The 16,880-nt window shown below is 68.3% G+C and carries 10 protein-coding genes; 8 read left to right on the top strand and 2 right to left on the bottom strand.

Features of this window, described 5'->3' with window-relative positions:
• Positions 1–1,181 (bottom strand): hypothetical protein (locus tag ACFWI9_RS02705; RefSeq protein ID WP_387158560.1); only part of this gene is annotated, 1,181 nt, incomplete at its 3' end.
• A 951-nt stretch (positions 1,182–2,132) separates the two neighbouring features.
• Here ACFWI9_RS02705 and ACFWI9_RS02700 point away from each other — a divergent pair.
• The 7 genes from ACFWI9_RS02700 to ACFWI9_RS02670 all read left to right on the top strand — a co-directional run bounded on the left by ACFWI9_RS02700 (position 2,133) and on the right by ACFWI9_RS02670 (position 10,252).
• Positions 2,133–3,206, top strand: a complete 1,074-nt coding sequence (locus ACFWI9_RS02700; protein WP_387158559.1) for an FG-GAP repeat domain-containing protein — start codon at positions 2,133–2,135, stop codon at positions 3,204–3,206.
• A 364-nt stretch (positions 3,207–3,570) separates the two neighbouring features.
• Positions 3,571–4,239 carry a class I SAM-dependent methyltransferase gene (locus ACFWI9_RS02695; protein WP_387158569.1) on the top strand — a complete coding sequence of 223 codons (669 nt, stop codon included), beginning with the start codon at positions 3,571–3,573 and terminating at the stop codon, positions 4,237–4,239.
• Positions 4,240–5,204: 965 nt separating this feature from the next.
• Positions 5,205–5,843, top strand: coding sequence for a hypothetical protein (locus tag ACFWI9_RS02690; protein ID WP_387158557.1), 639 nt, complete (start codon positions 5,205–5,207; stop codon positions 5,841–5,843).
• Positions 5,836–7,131, top strand: a complete 1,296-nt coding sequence (locus ACFWI9_RS02685; protein WP_387158556.1) for an MAB_1171c family putative transporter — start codon at positions 5,836–5,838, stop codon at positions 7,129–7,131. Before ACFWI9_RS02690 ends, ACFWI9_RS02685 begins: the two co-directional genes overlap by 8 nt.
• A 320-nt stretch (positions 7,132–7,451) precedes the next feature.
• Positions 7,452–8,609 carry a hypothetical protein gene (locus ACFWI9_RS02680; protein ID WP_387158554.1) on the top strand — a complete coding sequence of 386 codons (1,158 nt, stop codon included), beginning with the start codon at positions 7,452–7,454 and terminating at the stop codon, positions 8,607–8,609.
• A 53-nt stretch (positions 8,610–8,662) separates the two neighbouring features.
• Positions 8,663–9,571 carry a phytoene/squalene synthase family protein gene (locus ACFWI9_RS02675; protein WP_387158553.1) on the top strand — a complete coding sequence of 303 codons (909 nt, stop codon included), beginning with the start codon at positions 8,663–8,665 and terminating at the stop codon, positions 9,569–9,571.
• A gap of 165 nt (positions 9,572–9,736) precedes the next feature.
• Positions 9,737–10,252: a hypothetical protein gene (locus ACFWI9_RS02670; protein ID WP_387158551.1), complete on the top strand. Its 516-nt coding sequence runs from the start codon at positions 9,737–9,739 to the stop codon at positions 10,250–10,252.
• Between the two features lie 75 nt (positions 10,253–10,327).
• Here ACFWI9_RS02670 and ACFWI9_RS02665 read toward each other — a convergent pair whose 3' ends face one another.
• Positions 10,328–11,074, bottom strand: coding sequence for a helix-turn-helix domain-containing protein (locus tag ACFWI9_RS02665; RefSeq protein ID WP_387158549.1), 747 nt, complete (start codon positions 11,072–11,074; stop codon positions 10,328–10,330).
• 943 nt (positions 11,075–12,017) lie between these two features.
• Between ACFWI9_RS02665 and ACFWI9_RS02660 the strand changes: the two genes are divergently transcribed.
• Positions 12,018–16,880, top strand: a 4,863-nt coding sequence (locus ACFWI9_RS02660) for an amino acid adenylation domain-containing protein (protein ID WP_387158547.1), incomplete at its 3' end; no start/stop codon positions are given.

Raw genomic sequence — 16,880 nt, 5'->3', positions numbered from 1 at the left:
GCACCGGTCGCACCTGTGGCGCCGGTCGGACCCGTGGCACCGGTCTCACCCGTCGAACCCGTCGCACCAGTCAGACCGGTCGCACCCGTCGCACCCGTCGGACCCGTCGCACCTGTGACACCGTCCGCACCCGTCAGACCAGTGGCACCGGTTGCACCCGTCGGCCCCGTCGCACCAGTCGCACCCGTCAGACCAGTCGCACCGGTCGCACCGGTCGCACCCGTGGCACCGGTTGCACCCGTCGGACCCGTAGCACCCGTCGGACCGGATGCCAGCGTGTAGCTGATGGTGACCTGGGAGGTCGCGGTGCCCGGGCCAGCTACGGCGCTCACGGCGCCCGAGGTCCTGAACGACGAACCTGCGCCACCACCAGCGCCGGAGGTGGTTGCGGCGCCGCCACCGCCCCCGAAGTATCCGCCGCCACCACCACCGCCGCCGACAGTGACGGTGGCACCGCCCGTGCCGCCGGAGGGGGTGGCAGCAGTGGTGTTGAAGGCAACGCCTGCGGTGCCCATAGTGCCGGCACCACCAGCTCCGCCACCGGAGTTGCCCCCGCCGCCGCCGCCCCCCAGGGTGCCGCTGAGGCCACTGCCGCCACCGCCGCCTCCGGCGGTCTGCGGGCTCGCACTACCGCCGGCGCCGCCGTTGCCGTTGCTGCTACCGCCCACGCCACCGGCTGTGTTGAATCCACCGCCCGGGGCCCCGGCTACGGTTCCCGCGCCCCCGGCGCCGGCACCGTTGCCGCCTCCACCGCCGCTGGAGCCGCCACCGCCGCCACCGCCCGCGACGACCAGAAGACCGGACACGGTACAACCGGGCCCGACAGGGCAGGTGGCGACGGTGCTCGCGCCGCCGCCACCACCACCGTCGAGAGCACCGTTGCCCCCAGCGCCGCCGCCGTTGAAGCCTCCGGTGATGGGGCCGCCTGTACCGCCGACCCGGACGTAGAGCGTGGATCCACCCACGGACACCGGGATGGTGGCTGTGACCAAGGCCCCGTTTCCCCCGACGGTGCCGGTAGCCGCGCCACCGCGAGCGCCGTTCGCGATGACGTCGACGCTCGAAACGCCGGGGGGGATGGTGAGGGACTCCTCGACACCCGTAAACGAGAAGACACAGGTGATCGTGGGCGTCCCCGTGCAGGTCGGCGCCGCGTACGCCGACCTCAGCGGTCCCCCCACGGTCAAGGACCCGGTCGACAGCACCAGAGCGATCGCGGAAACCAGTCGTTTCCCGAGCCCTCTGCCCCGGGCCACCCGGGACGGAACGGTCGCCCCTCTGACCACCGACCCAGCCACCCTGACATCGACCATCACAAAGAACCTCGACTACTTGAACGGTCCGGCCGCCACGCCATCCCCAAACATGGGGATATAACTACAAAGTGATATATGAGCACATAGCAAACTGGGCTGGGGACGCGCCGCTGGGAAGGCAAATGAGCCCAACCGGGTCCTGAGTCCGTCGCGACGGGTAGGACGGTGCCTGACGTGGTGAGGTGAACCGGCGGAGGAGCCGAGAAGGACCGCGTCATGCGGGGATCGGTTGGCGAGGGCGCTGCCTGGTGCTTTCCGAGGACTGCGAGACGGCCCTTAGCTGGGTTCCATTCCAGGGCTCGGCACCCACGCGAACGAGGTTTGGGAGGCCGTTGCGTCTTCCCGCCGCTACTTCCACTGCCGGTAAGGGTGGCCGCGGCCTGCTGGGGGTCGACAGCTGAGGGGCGGTCGGCTCCGGCGTGCGCGCATCATCACCTCACCACCCACGAGAGAGCCTGTGCGCCTCAGGGGAGCTTTCCTGTCACCCATTTGAACCATTGACGGTCTAACGGCGACGCAGGATCTTAAAGGGGTTCATCTTTGCGAATGCTGGCGATCGCGCGGGGAAACCGCAGATCACAAGTAGACCGCGCGGTCACACCTTCCCTCGGGCGACGACTCTCTCCATTTCGTTGCCACTGCCGCTGAACCAGCACGGCTGGAAAAGCCTGTCCTTGACCCTATCCCAACACTCTCGATGGCTAACCGCTCGACTACGTACAACGGACAGATCCAGGAGGCATTACAGTGCGAAAGAACGCTACCCCGCCAGGAGCGAAACGAACAAGAATGGCGGTCGCCATTTCGCTGACGGTCATGGCACTGCTCACCACACAGGGAACTGCGTGGGCGGACCCGCCGACCTTCGCGAGTCACGTCGACTACGCCACGGACGTGAGCCCGACGGCTGTGCTCGTAGCTGACCTCAACGAGGACGGCTTCGAGGATCAACTCACTGCCAATTCCGGTGCGGACACCCTGTCGGTTCTTCTGGGCAACGGCGACGGCACGTTCGACGCCAAGACCGACTACGCGACAGGTGACGGCCCCAACGGCATCGAAGTCGGCGATCTCGACGAGGACGGCAACCTCGATGTGGTGACGACCAACGCCGAGGCACACACCGTCTCCATCCTGCTGGGGAACGGAGACGGGACGTTGGGAACCAAGACAGACCACAGTACGGCACTGATGCCGTACAAGGCAGCGACAGGCGACCTCGACGAGGACGGCAATATCGATCTGGTGGTCACCGCTCTCGGCGCAGACGTTGTGTCCGTACTCCTCGGAAACGGCGACGGCACCCTCGACACCAAGGTCGACTACGCGACCGGAACCGTCCCGTACGACGTCCGGGTGAGTGACTTCGACGAGGACGCGAACGCCGACCTCGTGGTATCGAACTTCGGAGCCTCCACGGTCTCGGTGCTTCTCGGCAACGGCGACGGCACCCTCGACGCGAAGACCGACTACGCGACCGGCAGTGCGCCGAACCAGACCGTTGTCGGGGACTTCGACGAGGACAATAATGTCGACGTTGCGGTCGCCAACGTGGACGCAGCAACAGTCTCGGTGCTTCTCGGCAACGGCGACGGCACCCTCGACGCCAAGGCCGACTACGCCACGGGGATCACGCCGTTCGCGCTGGCCTCTGCCGACTTCGATGGGGACGGCAACGCCGATCTCGTGACGGCCAACGCCGTTGAGAGTACGGTTTCCGTACTGCCAGGCAACGGTGACGGGACCTTCGACACAGATACGGAATTCGACGTCGATACCGGACCGTTCGCAGTTGCGGTGGCCGACTTCGACGAAGAGGGCGCACCTGATGTGACAACCGCGAACATCGGGGCGAACACCGTGTCGGTCCTGCTCAACACAACGAGCTGACTTCCACTTCCCCTTGCCAGTGTTGCCGGCACTTACGGAGAAGGTCACAGCACAGTAGATCCACGAACCCGGCGACGTGATTCTGCGTCACTGACCGCAAGTCCAGCCCGCGGCCGGCCAGGGGGACGAACCGGTCCAGGTTGTGAGCGTACGTCTTGACCGTGTTCGGCGATTGCAGGCCACAGGCCAGTTGGCCAAGTAGTTCTCGATCGGCACGACGGGCACTGGCCGTCCCCGAGCAGGGTCGCGACTCGGCCTCCGAGTCCGGCATCGGCAGGCGTGGTACCCGCATGGAACCTTCCGTTCATCCGCGTTGGATGAACGGAAGGCAATCACCTCCAAGAGCGGGATTTATTGTCGGATGATGCGCGCACACCGTATTGACCGCCCCACCGATCTCGACGTGGTCCGTGAGTCCTATGACCGCGTAGCCGACAACTACGCCCATATGGTGGTGACGACGGGTTTCGGCGACATCCGTAGACATCCATGGCTCAAGGCGTCAATCGACGCCTTCGCTGACACTGTGAGCGGCCTTGGCCCGGTCCTCGACGTCGGCTGCGGACCCGGAACGGTGACGGCCTACCTTGCCGAACGCGGACTCGAGGTGTCCGGAGTCGATCTCTCTCCTCGCATGATCGAGAACGCGCGCCGCCTTCATCCGCAATGCCGCTTCAGCGTCGCCTCTGCCACCGATCTGGACCTCGGTGAAGCATCGCTCGGCGGCGTACTCGGGTGGTGGTCGCTGTTCAACCTCCCCCGTGACGTTCTTCCTCAGGTTCTCGCCCTGTTCGCGCGCGCCCTGAAGCCAGGCGGCCACTTCATCACCGCGACACATGTCGGCGACGAGGACGCGGTGCGTACCGAGGCCTACGGAGGTGTACCCGTTCGCTGGACGACGCACAAATGGCGGCCGGAACAGCTTGTGGACCTGATCGAGCAAGCTGGACTGCGTCCGGTCGCTGAACTTCGGCTCCCCGCAGATGAGCAAAGCGGGCCGGGTCTGGTCGTCATGGCCAAGCGTCCCGCCTGAGGACCATGTCGTGGAGGCGGCAACGGCGCGAGCCGGGCGAAGTACCTTCCTGCTGAGCCGGATGGCCGCGGCGTTGTCGTGTCGAATGAATCCAGCCAATACCGAGAGGCATGCGCCCGCACGCCCCCCCGAGAGCAGATATAGTGATCATATGGCCGGGCCGGTGCCTCCCCCCGTGGGTGCCGGCCCGGCTCATCCCATAGCTGTCGGAGGCCGTGAAGGTGCCAGAACGATGCCTACCGGTGTCATCGGGGCTTCACCGGGCACCGACCAGGTTGGCGACGTTCTCCGCGGTGGTCGGTAAGGCCGCGCGGAGCGACACCCCTTGGGTACCCCACAGCTTGTCGAGGGGTGCCGGGGCTCTTGCCGTTGCCGGTCGGCTGTCCGCGGGAATCATGCCCAACCGGAAGGTTTCGGCAGGTCCGCGTCGGCCACCGCACCTGGCCGCTGGGCTCATCGAGCACGGGCGGGTGCGGGAACACAGGACGCCACATCACCAACCGCGGCCGACTCCGATCTCCGCAGCCTCCCCGCACGGACCGGCTGTCCCAGGTGCCGCGTCCGGGATCGTGAAAAGCTGGAGTGACGTCAGCCGGTTCCCCCACCGTTCCGTCCCCTGCTCGGGGACATGCCCGTTTTCGTACTCGATGAGTGGCAGAACTCGGCCTGTACGCAACTCCCTTGGCTTGCGGGGCGACCGGGACGATGAGGCCGCCGGGTGGTGACACTTCGCGGTGGTTGCGTACGTGCAGCAAGAGTTGAACAGAGACGTGTTGACGGACCGGATGGCCATACCAGCCAGGAATGAGTTCGTCCGTTCCACATGGCGACGCCCAGAACGCGGGGTCGGCCAACCGTCCGTCGGCCGCTGTGCGTCTGTATCACCGTCCGGGGACCTGGATTCACACGTGCGACCGGATCACATTCGGCGCTGTACGCTGCGGAGATTGGCCATCGACTGAGTCATGTTTGAGAACTCCCACCACCACCCCGACACCGACGACCGCGCTCCCCGTCAGGAGCTCCGACCGCTGGACCGGAACGATCGGCGGCGGAGCGCCGACTCGCAGTGGACCTCGCTCAGGGAGCAGGTGGCGATCCTCTTCGCCACCTGGTCCATGACACGGCTGATCCGTCGCGACCTGGGGCTCTCCGGCGTTCGTGACATGCAGGGGCTCGTCGACGCGATCGCGGTGAAGCGCAACAAGCCGATCACTGTGACGGAGACACCTCTGCCGCCTGAGGTCTCGGCGTTCTGCGCGCGAGGGCAGGATCGCGACTTCATCGTGGTCGACTCGAACGCGAACGAGCTCACACGGCTCCACGCGGAGCTGCATGAGCTCTGGCATCTGTGGGAGGAGCATCCTGACGACGACGCGGCCGGTCAGCCGATGAGCGAGGCCACCGTGCGCCAGTTGCTGCCCGGGCTGAAGCCTGGCCCGGTGCTCCAGGTCCTTACTCGGTCGCACTACGACAGCGCCCATGAGCGGCGAGCCGAGGCGTTCGCCACCGTGATGCTCCAGCGGCACCTTCAGCTGCGGAATGACCAGAAGAGGACCGGTTTCCTCGCCTCGGCTCTCACGCACCGGAGGTCGGGTGTCTGAGCGTACTTCCACACTCGTGTATCTGATCATGGCGGGGGCGAGTCTTGCGATCGCCCTCTGGAAGGGCATGGCGCTGTTCCGCGATCCGACGCCCACCCTGAGCCTGATCACGACGAACTTCCTGTGTTCTACGGCCATCTACGTGATGGCCGCTCCCTCGGTGTATGTGGCGATTGGCGAAGCGACCGGCAACCCCAGCTTCGCGACCCTTCCGGTCTATATAGGCATCCTGGTCTGCTTCGCCCACCTCCATGTCCTCACCCTGCTGTGGAGCCCGATGCAGCAGACGAGTCCGGACGCTCTCCGTCGACGGGTGACGCAATGGGCGGCGTGCTACACCATGGCCGCGCTGCTGATGATCGCCACCTTCTGCGCGGCCGATCTGTCAGAGCCGGCGGATCCGCTCAAGTTCAACACCGACAACGCGGGCGATCCCGTCATCCTGCTTTTCCTGGCCGTCTTCCTGTCCACGCTGACGTGTTCGACCCTGAGCACCTTCAGGCAGTGCCGCAGGATACGGCTCGATGACCCGCGGCTGCAGCACGCCGTCCGTTCTTTCGGGATCGCGATGCTCTTCGTGTTCGGGTACGTGGTCTGCGGTGTTCCGGCGATCGCGTTCGCCGCCCTGGGCAGCCATGCCCTCGACGAGGTGGGTGTCTGGGGATCGTCCTTCGGTGTCCTGGGCACCCTGATCGCCAGTTACGGGTTGTGCGGCGCGGCCGTCAGCGCGTGGCTGAAGGAGCGACGCGACATCAGGGCGTTGCAGCCGTTGTGGGACATCGTGGTGGCTGGTGTCGATCCGGAGCTCGCTTTCAGTGCGACCAGTGCCCGGAGCCACCGGCTGGCGGCGAACGTGACGTTCAATCTCCACCGCAGGGTGATCGAGATCCTTGACGGTATGCGCGCTCTTCGCCCGTGGGTGAGGTCGGAACCCGTAGAGGCCGTGTACACCTTGCACGAGCGGTCACTCCAAGGGGACAACGGCCCCGGCCGACCGGTCCCGGAGCGGGAACTACGTGCCATGGCCACCGCTGCGGCCTTGCGTGACGCGGCTGAACGCCTCCAGGCCGCGCAACGCGAGGACGCCCTGCGCGGCGGGTCCAGGCGGCCTCAGCCACCTGACACACCGGCCCGACAGCTCCTTGGCGAGGACACACCGGCCGCGGACGAACGCGACCGTCTCCTGCACGTCGCACGAGTCCTGACGCATCCTCTGGTCACAGCGGCTCTGCGGGAGGTTCGAGGTGGTGGCATCGCCACCGCGAGGCGTGCCCGCAAAGCGTCGTAGCCCGTCGCGAACGACCGCTCGTCCAGTGCGCTCAGGTGTGCCGCGTTCGGGATGAACACCGCACGATAGTGTCCCCCGTGCCGCTGTCAGTGCGGGGGGCGGCAAGGCGCTCGGCGTGATTCGGCGTCGAGTCATGGGCACGTATGGGGGATTGTGTGCGACGAGCGGTCGTCTTGGGTGGGAGCTTCGCCGGGCTACTGGCTGCCCGCGTCCTCAGCGATCATGCCGACGAGGTCGTCATCGTCGAGCAGGACGGCCTGGTCGTGGACGGCGCGGCCCGCGGGGCTCCCCATCGGCAGCAACTCCATGCGTTGCTGTCGATGGGTCACATACAGCTGGAACGGTGGTTTCCCGGCATCACTGAGGAACTCGTCGGCGCCGGGGCCCGTCTGGGCACCGGGCCGGAGGTCCAGTTCTATATCGACGGGGTCCTGAAGCCGCCGCTGCCTGACCACCGGATGATGGGCGCAACGCGCACTCTGCTGGAGGGCCATGTACGCAGGCGCGTTCTGGCCCTCGCGAACGTCGTCCTCTGTCCCGGCCGGGCCGGTGATCTCGTGTTCGACGGAAGCCGGGTGTGTGGTGTGCGGTTCACGCCGGAGCACCCGCACAACGCCGCGGTCAGCGAAAGCATGGACGCGGACCTGGTCGTCGACGCGATGGGCCGGTCGAGTCGACTGGGGGCCTGGCTGGAGCGGAGAGGCTGGAGCGCACCGCCGCTGGACCGGATGAGGGTCGATCTCGGCTACGCCACAGCGGCCTTTCATCGTGGCGACGAGCTCCCGGACACGGTCATCGCTCACTCCGCCCCTGGACCGGCCAGCGGGTACCAGACAACTGTCTGTGAACCGGGCGCACTTGTCTCGGCGGAGGGGAACCGCTGGACCGTGGTGCTGGCCGGATACACGGACCACCGGCCCGGCCGTGATCCGGATGAGTTCCGTGCGCGCATGCGGCGGTGTGTCGCTCCGCTGCGTGAAGTCGCGGAGCGGTGCTCGATGGACGGGGATGTGCGCACATTTCACTTCCGCGAGAGCCAGCGGCGGAATTTCGCTCTCCTGAATCGGTTCCCGGGCGGGCTGGTAGCGGTGGGTGACTCGGTGGCGTCCGTGAATCCGATCTACGGGCAGGGCCTCACACTGGCCGCCCTGCAGGCTTCGGCGCTGTCCGCGTATCTGCGCAGCGGCACCCCGGTTCGTGAAGCCGCGTGGGGCTACTTCCGCAGGGCGGGTGTGGTGGTGAACGCGGCCTGGCAGGTGTCCGCGACTGCCGACCTCGCCCAGCCCCATGTGACGGGCCCGTACCCTCGCGGCTACCGGCTCATCCGCTGGGCGGGTGACAAGATCGCAGCGGCCTCCGTGATCGATCCGCTCGTCAACAGGGCTTTCATGGACGTGGTGCATATGCGCAGGCATCCGAGGACCCTCACCCGGCCGTCCCTCCTCCTTGACGTCGCGCGGGTCATGCTCGGCCGTTGAGCCCCGGTGGTCCTCCAGGCAGCCCATATCCCTACGAAGGAAGCGAGCCCGTCGTGCCAACGTGGTCCAGCACCCTCGACCAGGCAGGCATTACGCAGTCCCTGCTGCGCAGTGACTACACCGAGCAACGTCGGCTGGTAGCCCGCTTTGCCCGAGCCGAGTACGTAGCGGTGCGGCTGCTGCTACCCGCTTCGCTCGTCCCTGATGTCATCGCTGCGACCGCGTTCATGCACCACACCGACAATCTCATCGACCAAGGTCCCCTGGCGGAGCGTCTCGCGTCCCTCGTGGACTGGGACCAGCAGGTGCGCGCGACCCTGGACACCGGCTCGGCCGACGAGCCGGTACTTCGGGCTCTTGTCCACGCCGTCGGACGACACCCCCGACTGCGGGGCTGCGCGGAGGACTTCCTCGCGGGCGCCCCTGCGGAGGTGCGCTGGGAGGGCTTCGAGACTGAAGACGACTTTCAGCACTATGTCGACACGTATTCGCATCCCGCGTTCATGGTCATCGCCTGCCTGATCGGGCCCTCGTCGGAGCAGGACGCGTACACCAGCGGGTGCCGCGTGTTCATCGAGGCGAGCCAGCGGCTCGACTTCCTGGAAGACCTCGCCGAGGATCTGCGCGTCGGCCGCCTCGGCATTCCACGGACAGCGCTCGCGGAACGCGGCTTGTCACGCGCCGAGCTGGAGCAGGAGCCTGCCACCGACCGCGTGCGTGAACTTGTCCAGCACCAAGTGGCGTTGGTTCGCCCGCGCTTTGCGGCGTCGCGTCGTCTCGTAGAACTCGTTGAACCGCACAACAGGCCGTTCATAAGAGCACTGGTGTCTCTACAGGAGCTGCGATTGCGCAAGGTGGAGAGGGCTGGGCCCGCCCTGCTCCGAAAGCCTCCCAGCACACCGGTCGCCGGGGCTCTTCGCCTGCTGGCACGGGAATACCGCTCTGCCCGCATCATGAAGTAGGGCTGCTCCACACTGCTACCGGCCTCGGGGCACATCGGTACAGCGGTTGACGCTCATCCGCCGCTACAGCTTCACCGCCTCGCCCCGGCCGGTGGCAGCCTGGGGCCCTGCGCGACCCGGATGTCGCCGGGGACCGACCTGCGCCGCCCGCATGAGTCCCGTTCGGTGCGGCTCCACTTCCCGGGCGGGGCGCGGGACTTCGTCGACTTCCTCGACGGCCACTCGGCGGCGCACGCCCCCATGGACACCATCGCCTTTGAGCGCGAGGGCCCCCGGATGGCCGGGGTGATGGAGGTGGCCTTCCGCTGGTGCGGCTGCCCCGGGGAGCGGGTGCGGAGCTTCGCCAACAGCCGGCCCACCGTCGGCGGTACCCACGCGGTGGGATTCCGCGACGGGATGGCGGCCGCAGTCACCGCGTACGCGCGGGAGCAGGGGCTGCTGACACCTATGGACCCCGACTTTGACGCCGATCGGATCGGCGAGGGCCTGACGGCGGTCGTGTCGGTGAAGCTGGACCGTCCCGAGTTCGAGGGCTCCACGCGCGGCGTGCTGGGCAACTCCGAAGTACGCGACTGTGTCGGTCAGGCCGTCCAGGACCACCTCGGCAGGTGGCTGAAGGAAGACCCGGAGCGGGCCGCAGCCGTCATCGGCCAGATCGTCCAAAGTGCCCGCCGGGACTGACCAACAACGAACCGCCCTGCTGGTCCACAAAGAACGGTTGCCCGGCCTGGCGGGCCGCGCCCACAGGGCGGAAGGTCAGCGTGTCCTCGGCGCGGAGTCTTCACCGGCGTGTTCGGAGTCCGACCGAACGAGCCCCAGCATGCCCTGGATCAACGGAAGGATTCGGCGCCTGCTCTTGGGGGTGAGGGCGAGCATCGTGTCGGTGAGCTCGCGGACCTCCGGGTCGTCCCGTTCGGGAGCCGGCTGGTTCAGCGCGAAGGTGAGCGCCGCTCGCAGCTCCTCGCCCAGCCTGCCGGGCGTGGCATTGGCGGCGCTGCTGCGCATGGCCAGCTGTGTGATGCCCATACCTTTGAGCAAGGCTGTATGAGTCAGGCTGTCATGGACGGGTTGCAACGCCCTGCACAGGGCATCGCGGTCGTCGGCGGTGAAGAACCCGGGGGGAACCTGGAAGAACCGCTCCAGACCTCCGAGGACCTTGAGGCCCGGCATGCGCTCGCCTCTCAGCATGTAACCGACCTGCCCATGCGAGATACCCGCGCCGGCGGCGATCTCGTCGTGGCTGTACTGCTTCCCACCCGGCTTGAGGCGCGTCTCCCGCAGGAACACGAGCCGCTGCTGGAAGATCTCCGGCAGGCTTCTCGGCTCCGCCTCCCCTCCACGGAGCATCGCCCGCACCCGGTCAACGGGAATGCCCGTCCTGTATGAGATGTCGTCGAGCTCGATGACGTCGCTGTCCAGGCCCAGAAGCGCGAGTAGTTCGTCGATCGATGCAATGACCTGTGCGAGATCATCCGCCTGCGCTGCATCAGGGGCGGCATCCATGGCCGTACTGTCTCCTGGTTTGTGGGGCGGCGAGGACTGACCGCGCACGCGCGGCCGTTCCGAGGCTACCGGGCGTTAACAGCCAAGTCACGCACACCGCAACATTAGTGGTGGCTTCATCGCCACCGCACTCGGATCACGAAGAGCCAATTGACGTCCCCGCCACAATTGTTGACAACGCAGGTCCTGTGGAGCAGGATCTCTTACGTCGCAGATCGCCTGGCGGTGCCTCAAGAGGCCGCCGCCAGTAAGCGTCGGTCGGAGTTCGTTCACTCCGTCACCGATGCCGCAGACCGCGGTCGATTCTGAGGGAAGCCGTCACATCAGGCTACGGGGGTCTTGATGTGGCAGTCGAGGGCACACGACTCGACGGGCTCGTCAGGTCATCGCCCGCATCCGCGCCCGCCTGCATGCTCATGCAGGCCGGCGCCCGGACTTTCGCCGCGGCCCACCTGATCGGTGCGTCTACGTCCACCAGGCAGGCAGTCACTGGAACGCCGCTGGAGTGTCGGCTGCTTCAACGGCGCCTTCGAAGACAACGCACTACGTGAGACCGTGTGGACGGCTCCCGACCGGATTCGCATGACCACAGAGGGAGGCGCGGTCCACGAAGTGACCATCGCCCCAAGCGGCCGGCCCGACCTGGTTGTTCTCGTCGGCTAGGGGCTGGGCCCGTAAGTGGGTTTCCATGGTAGGTGGGTTCAGAGGAAGGCCAGCGGGACGTCTTTCGCGATGCAGAGCCGCAGGACGCCCGCAAGATGGCGAGCGTTGGCTGAGCCACCTACCTTCGGGAAGCTGGTGACGGTTCTGCGGCGCGAGGGTGCGGACGCGGTCCGCAAGGGCCGGCCGTGACGAGTATTTCGGCCATGACAAGGGTGACGTCGGACCGGCCTGTCCACTCTTACCCGGCGTACATCGCGACCGAGCCGAAAGTTTCCCTCCCATGCCAGCACAGCACTCCGGAGACCCGCTTGCCCTGGAACGGGCCGTCATCCGGATCATGGCGTCCGTACTCACGGCCGACGGCCTGACGGGCGCGGACAGCTTCTACGACCTTGGGGGCACCTCACTGCACGCCGTGCGGATCTGTAGCCGGCTACGCAGAGAGCTGGGCATCCTGATCGATCCTCAGGTGCTCTTCGACCACGACACGGTCGACGCCTTCTGCGCGTCCGTCATCGCCGCGTGGCGCGGCTCCCCCGGAGCATCGGCTCCTCCCGCCGCGGGCACCGTGCGGCGCCCGCGGGCAGCCGAGGAGTCGTCGCCACCAGCCGTCCGGACCGCGGCCGAGGCGCTCGACCCAGGTCTCATCCACGAGGCAGTGACGTACCAGGCGCTGATGCGGCCGGATGCCGTCGCCCTGGTCTGCGGGACCGAGCGGGTCAGCTACCGGCGGCTGGACGCGCTCGCCGACGCCTGTGCCCACGAGCTGATCGGCCTGGGTGTGCGGCCCGGGCATGTCGTGCCGGTCGTGCTGCCCCGCTCGCGGAACCTGGTCGTGGTGCTGCTCGCGATCCTCAAGTGCGGCGCCGCCTACGCGGCCCTGGACCACCGCTGGCCCTCGGAGCGGATCGCGGCAGTCACCGGGGCCCTCGACACCCCGGTCGTGGTCACCCGTACTCCGGGGCCCCGCAGCTGGGACCCGGATGCGTTCCGTCCGGATGAGGTGTCGACGGGGGGCGTCCGTGCGGACGTGCCCCGTACCGCGCCGGCCGCGGTGTTCTTCACTTCGGGCACCACGGGGACGCCCAAGGGCGTGGTCTCGCCGCACCGGGCCACCACCCGGCTCTTCGCACCGGACGGACTCTCCGGCTTCGGTCCGGGCCGGGTCATGCCTCAGGCGGCGCCCCCCTCCTGGGACGCGTTCAGCCTGGAGCTGTGGGGCATGCTCACCACCGGCGGCACCTCCGTGATCGTGGAGAGCGACTACTTGCTCCCGGACGGTCTGCTGGACCTGGTCAAGAACGAGGGCGTGGACACCCTGTGGCTCACCGCCAGCCTGTTCAACCTCTTCGTCGACGAGAACGTGGACTGCTTCAGCGGTCTGACCCAGGTCCTCACCGGTGGTGAACGCCTCTCTGCCGCGCACGCTCACGCCTTCCTGTCAGCCCACCCCGGCGTGGCCCTCGTCAACGGCTACGGTCCGGTCGAGAGCTGCGTCTTCGTCACCACGCACACCGTGACCGCTCGGGACTGCGGCCGCCCGGGCGGTGTCCCCGTCGGCAGTCCGGTTTCCGGTACCACCGTGCACGTCCTCGACGGGGACACGCCGCTGGAATCCGGCGCGGAGGGTGAGATCTGCGTGGCGGGGGCCGGCCTCGCGGAAGGCTATCTGGGCGACGAACAGGCCACGGCGGCCTGCTTCGTGACCCTCGCGATCGACGGTCGCCCGACCAGGCTGTACCGCACCGGCGACCGGGGGACACTCGACGAGGACGGGGTGCTGCACTTCCTGGGGCGCGCGGACCGGCAGGTGAAGATCGCCGGTCACCGTGTCGAGCCCGCCGAGACGGAAACCGCGGCCCGGCGGCTCCCGGCCGTGCGTGACTGCGCGGTGATCCCCGTGCCCGAGCGCGACGGCGGCGGATACACCCATCTGGCACTCTTCTACACCGCTGACGGCCCGGAAGGCGACAGCGGTCCGCAGACGGTACGCGCGTCCCTGGAGGCCGTACTTCCTCGCTATCTGGTCCCGACCGGTGTCCACCGGCGTCCGTCGCTCCCCCGCACCCTGAACGGCAAGCTCGACCACGCCGCTCTGCTGGCCGATCTCACCGCGGCCGCTCCGGGCACGGACGACGAGCGCGGCGTGGACGAAGCGTCCTCCTGCCTGCCCATGTCGTACGAGCAGGAGTCGATCTGGATCAACGACCAGATACAGGAGGGGACTTCGCGATACGTGGAGGCCTGGGTCAACCGGCTTCGCGGGCCCGTGGACGTCGGCGCCGTGCAAAGCGCTTTGAACGGCATCGTGGCCCGCCACGAAAGTCTGCGCAGCCGACTGCTCCTGGTGGAGGGCCGACCGGTCCAGCAGGTCGTCCCCCAGGCACCCGTACCGCTCGCCATCCGGCATGTCGTGGAGGCCGGTCTGAACACCGCGTTGCGCGAGGCCGTGTCCGAGCCCGTGGTGCTGTCCGACCCACCGCTGCTGAAGGCCACGTTGCTGCGTGTCGCCCAGGACGACGCCGTGCTCGCCGTCCGCGTGCACCACGCGGTGATCGACGGCTGGTGTTTCAGCCTGTTCGACCACGAGTTCGGCGAGCTCTACCGGATGGCGCTGGGCGAGGTCCGCCCTCCGCTGCCCGGACTCCCTCTCCAGTTCGGTCCGTACGCGGTCGCTCAGCGGGAGGAAGGCGAAGGCGCCCGGGCGCAAGCCCTGGCGTTCTGGAAGCACAGCCTCGCGGGCGCCCCCGAGGAATCGGCCTTCCCCACCGACCGTCCCCGACCGGCCGTGCTCGGCTCCGGCGGTGACCGGATCGAGTTCACCGTCGGCGCCGCGCTCGGCCAGGGCATCCGGAGACTGAGCCGCCGGCTGCGGACCACCCCGTTCTCGGTCATGGCCGCCGCGCTGGCCGTGCTGATCGGCCGGCACACCGGACAGGACGACGTGGTCATCGGCACTCCGGTATCCCGCCGGGACACCCCCGAGGTGGCCGGGATGATCGCCTGTCTGACCGACGTCATGCCGCTGCGGCTGCGCCCGGCCGCCCAGGTGCCCTTCCATGAACTCGTGGACAGCGCGAAGGAGTCGATCTGGTCGGCCGTGCGGCACAAGGACCTGCCGTACAGCCACCTGGTTCGCGAACTGGGCGTGGAGCGCACACTGGGCCGCTTCCCGCTGTTCCAGGTCGTCTTCGCCCTCGACGACGCTCCCGCTCCGCACCTCGATCTGCCGGGTGTGGACGCCGAACGGCTATACGTCCACTCCGGGTCCGCCAAGTACGACTCGTTCCTGCACATGATCCCCACCGGGGACGGCTACCGCGGTCTCTGGGAGTTCTCCACCGACCTGTTCGACACGGCCACCGTGCACCGGTTCGCCGCCCGCCTGCGCTCCCTGCTGGAAGACGTGGTCGCTGACCCCGGGCGACCGGTGTGGGATCTGGACATCCTTCCTCAAGAGGAGCGGGACCAGCTCACCCACTGGGCGCAGGACTGCAGGACAGTCGGAGCCGTCGGAGCCGTCGGAGCCGCCGAGGCTGCCGTTCCGGCGCACGAGGCGTTTCGGCGGCGAGCCCGGCAGCAGCCACGGGCCTCGGCGGTCCGCTGGCGGGGGCAGGACCTGTCGTACGGCGAACTGAACCGCCGGTCCGACGCTGTCGCCGCTCACCTGGTCGATCTGGGGCTGGAGCGCACCCCGGTCGCCATCTGCGTGGAGCGCTCTCCTGACCTGCCGGTGGCCGTGCTCGGGGTACTCAAAGCCGGTTGCGCGTACGTGCCCATCGACCCGGCCTATCCGGCCGACCGGATCAGCTTCATGGTCGAAGACAGCGGCGTGAGAACAGTGCTCACTCAGCGGGCCCTGGCCGACCGCGCGGCTCTCCCGGCGGGCGTCGGACGCTGCTTCCTGGACGACGTCCCCGACACGGAGCGCGTCGTCCGTACGGCCGTCACCGCCGACGACCTCGCCTGTCTGATCTACACCTCAGGCTCGACCGGCCGGCCCAAGGGCGTCGCCATGCCTCACGGACCGTTGGCCAACCTGCTGGACTGGCAGTCCCGCCGCTCCACGGCTGCCGCCGGCAGCCGCACGCTGCAGTTCACCTCCCTCAGCTTCGACGTCGCCTTCCAGGAACTCTTCAGCACCTGGTCCACCGGTGGCACGCTGGTGCTGGTGGACGACGAGACCCGCAAGGACCCCGAGCGGCTGCTCGATCTCATCGAGGCCGAGCGCGTCCAGCGCCTGTTCCTGCCCTTTGTGGCGCTCCAGCAGCTGGTGGAACACGCCTGCGCCACCGACCGCCGGTGCCCTTCCCTCACCGAGATAGTCACCGCGGGCGAGCAGTTGCAGACGACTCCGGCTCTGCGCCGGTTCTTCTCCGCGCTGTGCACGGCCACCCTGGACAACCAGTACGGGCCGTCGGAAACCCATGTGGTCACCGCCGGGATGCTGACCGGTGATCCATACGCCTGGCCTGAACTGCCTTCCATAGGACGGCCCGTCGGCGCAGCGCGCATACGGCTGCTCGACGGACGGCTGCGGCCGGTCCCTGTCGGTGCGGTGGGCGAGCTGTGCGTGGCGGGCCCGGTAATGGCCCGGGGCTATGTGGGCCGACCGGAGCTGACCGGGGAGAAGTTCGTCCGGACCACCGAAGGCAGGCTGTACCGGACGGGGGACCTGGCGCGGTTCCTGCCGGACGGCCGTATCCAGTGGCTGGGCCGCGGCGACGACCAAGTCAAGATCCGTGGCCACCGGGTGGAGACCGGCGAGGTGGAAGCGGCCCTGCGGACCGTGCCCGGCGTCGCGGACGCCGTAGTGGTGGCGCACGATCAGGGGCCCGGCGCGGGCAGGCGCCTGATCGCCTACTACCTCGCCGGTTCCGACGCCCCGGCGGCGGACGCCCTCGCCTCGGCGCTGCGCCGAGGCTTGCCCGACTACATGGTCCCCGCCCGCTGCATCCTGCTGGATGCCTTCCCTCTGACGTCCAGCGGCAAGGTCGACCGCAAGGCCCTGGCCACCCGGCCGCCCGCGGACCCGGCCGGCCGGGCGGAGTCGCCCCCGCGGGCCCGCGCCCCGCCGGGCCGGCGGGTCGCCCCGCAGAGGGGCAGGGGGGGGGTGCGCGAGGGGGTACTCTGGGGCGCGGCG

Origin of the sequence: Streptomyces sp. NPDC127084 (assembly GCF_042724175.1) — a bacterium.
Lineage (GTDB): Bacteria > Actinomycetota > Actinomycetes > Streptomycetales > Streptomycetaceae > Streptomyces.
Note: the sequence above shows the minus strand (reverse complement) of the source record. Positions and strands in the feature narration are given on the sequence as shown.

Coding starts and splice junctions, on each gene's coding strand:
- ACFWI9_RS02700 (WP_387158559.1), top strand. CDS start 2,133: ATGGCACTGCTCACCACACAGGGAACTGCGTGGGCGGACCCGCCGACC.
- ACFWI9_RS02695 (WP_387158569.1), top strand. CDS start 3,571: ATGCGCGCACACCGTATTGACCGCCCCACCGATCTCGACGTGGTCCGT.
- ACFWI9_RS02690 (WP_387158557.1), top strand. CDS start 5,205: ATGTTTGAGAACTCCCACCACCACCCCGACACCGACGACCGCGCTCCC.
- ACFWI9_RS02680 (WP_387158554.1), top strand. CDS start 7,452: ATGGGTCACATACAGCTGGAACGGTGGTTTCCCGGCATCACTGAGGAA.
- ACFWI9_RS02665 (WP_387158549.1), bottom strand. CDS start 11,074: ATGGATGCCGCCCCTGATGCAGCGCAGGCGGATGATCTCGCACAGGTC.